At 49.6% G+C, this 3,684-nt stretch carries 5 protein-coding genes; all 5 read right to left on the bottom strand.

Annotation, left to right across the window (positions count from 1 at the left end; genetic code table 11):
- The coding region (locus JW953_14120) for an ABC transporter permease (GenBank protein ID MBN1993832.1) at positions 1-636 on the bottom strand (636 nt) is incomplete at its 3' end.
- Positions 629-1,438 (bottom strand): ABC transporter ATP-binding protein, encoded by an 810-nt coding sequence (locus JW953_14115; protein MBN1993831.1) that lies wholly within the window; start codon positions 1,436-1,438, stop codon positions 629-631. The genes JW953_14115 and JW953_14120, both read right to left, overlap by 8 nt.
- A gap of 417 nt (positions 1,439-1,855) precedes the next feature.
- Entirely contained in the window at positions 1,856-2,428 is a 573-nt protein-coding gene (locus JW953_14110; GenBank protein MBN1993830.1) for a class I SAM-dependent methyltransferase, read from the bottom strand.
- A 62-nt stretch (positions 2,429-2,490) separates the two neighbouring features.
- Positions 2,491-3,144 carry an SdpI family protein gene (locus JW953_14105; protein ID MBN1993829.1) on the bottom strand — a complete coding sequence of 218 codons (654 nt, stop codon included), beginning with the start codon at positions 3,142-3,144 and terminating at the stop codon, positions 2,491-2,493.
- A 17-nt stretch (positions 3,145-3,161) separates the two neighbouring features.
- Complete coding sequence (locus JW953_14100; protein MBN1993828.1) at positions 3,162-3,629, bottom strand: hypothetical protein; 468 nt, start codon at positions 3,627-3,629, stop codon at positions 3,162-3,164.
- Positions 3,630-3,684 lie beyond the last annotated feature (55 nt).

Here is a 3,684-nt window from a genome sequence, read left to right as displayed (position 1 = left end):
TTTGGCCACGGTAAACCGCAAATCGTTAAAATCGCGGGGCTGGCCCAGCCATTCCAGGGTATCAAAAGTGGCGTAACCATAAGCAAAATTCTGGAAGGTGTACATTAAGGCATATGTATCATGGGCCGTGCCCCCCAGCCGAACTTTTCGCTCTTTGCCTTCGGGGTCTTTGATGATCAGCTCATCGCCTATTTCAGCATTTATTAACCTCATTGCCGAACGCTCAATCAAAATTTCTTGTTCGTCAGGCGGCCATTTGCCCTCTTGGGGCCAGACCTTATCAACCTCTATATTGTCAAAATCGTCAATGGCGTTTAACTGTAAAACCGTCCATTTATTTTCACCCGTTTTCAGGCGAACGTAAATACCCCGCCGCGCCTCGGCAGCGCCTACTTCAGGCATCTTTTTGACGGCTTCAACCACGTCGGCGTCAAACGAGTCAAAAGTAAGGATAAAGGCGCTGGTTGGATTGGTGGCTAAATAGGCCTCATTCAACTGCTCTGATAAAACAATTTGCGAGGTAGATATCACGCCCACGGCAAAAACCCCCACCGCAATTGAAAAAACCACCACTATCGTGCGGATCCGATTTAACCATAAATCGCGCAAAACCTTGCGCCAGCGAGGTTTAAGCATGGGGCGTCTCCATTGTGGCCATGTCGCTGCCCAGGGCCTGCCACTCAGAGGCCGAAACTTTGCCGTTCACAATCCGGCCGTCGGCCAGCAAAACGGTGCGGGTGGCTCGTTTGGCCAGATCAACATCATGCGTCACCATCAAAATTGTTTTGCCTTCATCCACCAAGCTCGCAAACAGTTTAAAGATGGCCTCGGAGGTGGCCGAGTCCAGGTTGCCGGTTGGTTCGTCGGCGGCGATAATGGGCGGGTTGTTGGCCAGGGCGCGGGCAATAGCCACTCGCTGCTGTTCGCCGCCGGAAATAGCCGATGGTAGTTTATAGGCGTGTTGAGCCAGGCCGACTTGCTCCAGCAAATGCATGGCCCGTTCTTCCCGCTCACGCATGCGATACACGTTGCAGAAGTCCATAGGCAGCATCACGTTTTCGATGACCGTTAGCGTGGGCAGCAATTGGAAGAATTGAAAGACCACGCCCACGTTGAGACCCCGCCACACCGCCACCTGCCCTTCATTGAGAACATGCACGGCTGTATCGCCCACCAAAACGTGGCCGGTGGTGGGCCGGTCAATGCCCGTGATCATATTGATCAGGGTTGACTTGCCGCTGCCCGATTTACCCATCACGGCCACAAACTCGCCCGGATCAACTTTCAGATCAACCTCTTTGAGAGCCGTAAAGATTCCCGCGGCCACCGCGTAATTTTTGGTCACTTGCTGTAATTCGATGAGATGCTCGTTGCCGTTTTGGTAGCGCCCATTTGAGTGTTTGTTTTTTTGGTTATTTCGTTTGAGCCAATTGAACATGGCCTCCTCCCTTGGATGGATAATTATTAGATAATACTAAATAAATTTTTAGTTTAGACTAAATTTTAGATTATTATAGCCGTTTTTCTGATGGTTGTCAATAGCGCAGCCTTTATTATAGCCCTGATTTTACGCACTCGGTACTCAGACAATCCCTTCGATCCAAGCCGGGTTAGTGGTGTACCGTACAACTGACATAGCCGGACGACCGTAACTGGCTGCTTTTTTTATCATCAGCCTTTATGCCTTGAGTACTCATGGCAACCTCCAAACTCTTACAATCTAATGGTTTCTAAATGGGAGACATGAAGCAGTCAGTGCCGTGGAAGGGAAAGACGATGGCGGGTAGCATTTTACTCATACTTTGATACTCACGCTAAACGCCGTATTTTCCGGCACTCTCCCTTTCAAATAGGATTACAGATAGAGCGTTTCCAGGTAGGGGCAGGTGGTCAACGCCTGGTTAAAATCTTCATGGCCCCTAAAGCCAACGTTATCACACACAAACAGGCCGCCGGAGCGGAGCAGGCGCTCGCTGCACTCCAACGCCACAAAGTGGGCGCAGTCAACAAAAATAAGGTCAAACGGCTGGTTTAGTTTTTTCACCACGTCTGCGGCGTCGCCGGGTTGGATGGTGACTTTTTCTTGCACTTCAGCCTGGGCCATATTCTGGCGAGCCAAAGATAAGACGCTGCTGTCCCATTCGATGGTGGTCAGCATGCCCCCTGCCGGCAATCCTTTGGCCAGCCATATTGCCGAGTAGCCGGTGGCCGTGCCAAATTCCAGCACAGTTTGGGCCTGGCCAAAGCGAACCAGAAAGTTGAGCAAGCGTCCAAACCAGGGGCCAATACTGTGGATCCCGTATTCGCGATACTGCTGCTCCATCTGGTGAAAGATAGACTCCCGCTTAAAATCAAACTGGGCCATAAAGGGCCAAAAATCGCTGTAGGGATTGCTGAAGAAAGTTTTTTGGGCATCGGTCAAGCTCATATTATTTCATCTCCTGGGATAAAAAAAATGACCCCTTCCTGCCTCCGCTCCGAGTTTCTTTTTTAACTTTGCGTGGGCTTTGTCTCGTTCTGGTAAATAACGTATGAATAAACAATGGTGTAGAGCGACACGCCAATAATGGGCAACAGGATGAACCAGATAGCGTAGTTTGGCCAGAACGCGCCCAAAAAGGTAATCACGCCGGCCAGTTTGAACAACTTACCGCCAAGCCGGTGAGTTTTGGCCCACACCTCATCACTACTCAACGTCCAGGGGGTGCGGATACCGATAAACCAGTTTCGTTTTGAATTTTCACAGAGGATACCTGCGTAGAAGAACAACAACCCAACGGCTATTGGCATTACGATATTGGGGCTGATCTGGATACCGAGATTCCACAAAATAACCTGCACCTGAATGACAATCATGAACACAAAAAACAAAATAACGAATCCATCATAATATTTTCTGAAGGTTTGAATGTTGGCCCGCAAAGGGTCAATCCGGGGGATAGCGATGAACAGTAAAGCCAACCCAACCAAGAGCAAGGGCAGAAAAAACAAACCCCAGAATTTAGACATATAACCGTCCACCTGGCCCTGGGCGTTCCAATGCGAGGCAACCAGGGCCGGCATCTGCGGATACACCACGGCGCTCAAGATAAAGGCCAGCGCCGTAATAACTAAAATAGCTACTTCACTTTTTCTTATCTTCATCTGATTCCTCCATTTAATCAATTGACTGTTTTGATAGCCTCCACAAAACGTCCAGCCACAAGTCTGGCCCCGCGGCTGTTCAAATGGACCCCATCCAAAGTTAATTGCAATCCCCGGCTGGCCGCCTGGCGATCCACCTGCGCTCCACTTCTCAACAGCACTGCATCCAGAATCACCCTGATGGCGCCAGTAAGCTGGTATGGTGAAATGTGATGGTTGTCGAGCGCGGCTATGAAGTCGGCGCGTAGATTGATGTAGCCAACATGCTCATCATGAGCAGAGATACTCTGAATCGCCTCGGCCAGGGCGGCCAGATTTTGATTCCACCCATTAGAAGCATCTTCGCCAATAAATAATGGCGACACGGTAAACACACGCCCCGCCTGGGGTGCCAGCAAATCTAAAGTCTTTTGATAATAAACTACAAATTCGGCCACATCTTTGGCCCATGGTTGTATAATGGACCCCGAAATTTGGACACTCAAAAACGGAATTAATGTCCTATAATAAAAGGATGAAAAAACGATATAACGCTACCTT

Source organism: Anaerolineae bacterium, from assembly GCA_016931895.1.
In the GTDB taxonomy this organism is placed as follows: domain Bacteria; phylum Chloroflexota; class Anaerolineae; order 4572-78; family J111; genus JAFGNV01.
Note: the sequence above shows the minus strand (reverse complement) of the source record. Positions and strands in the feature narration are given on the sequence as shown.

What these genes read in the sequence shown, in the direction of transcription:
- JW953_14115 (MBN1993831.1), bottom strand. Translation starts at nt 1,438, where the DNA reads ATGTTCAATTGGCTCAAACGAAATAACCAAAAAAACAAACACTCAAAT.
- JW953_14110 (MBN1993830.1), bottom strand. Translation starts at nt 2,428, where the DNA reads ATGAGCTTGACCGATGCCCAAAAAACTTTCTTCAGCAATCCCTACAGC.
- JW953_14105 (MBN1993829.1), bottom strand. Translation starts at nt 3,144, where the DNA reads ATGAAGATAAGAAAAAGTGAAGTAGCTATTTTAGTTATTACGGCGCTG.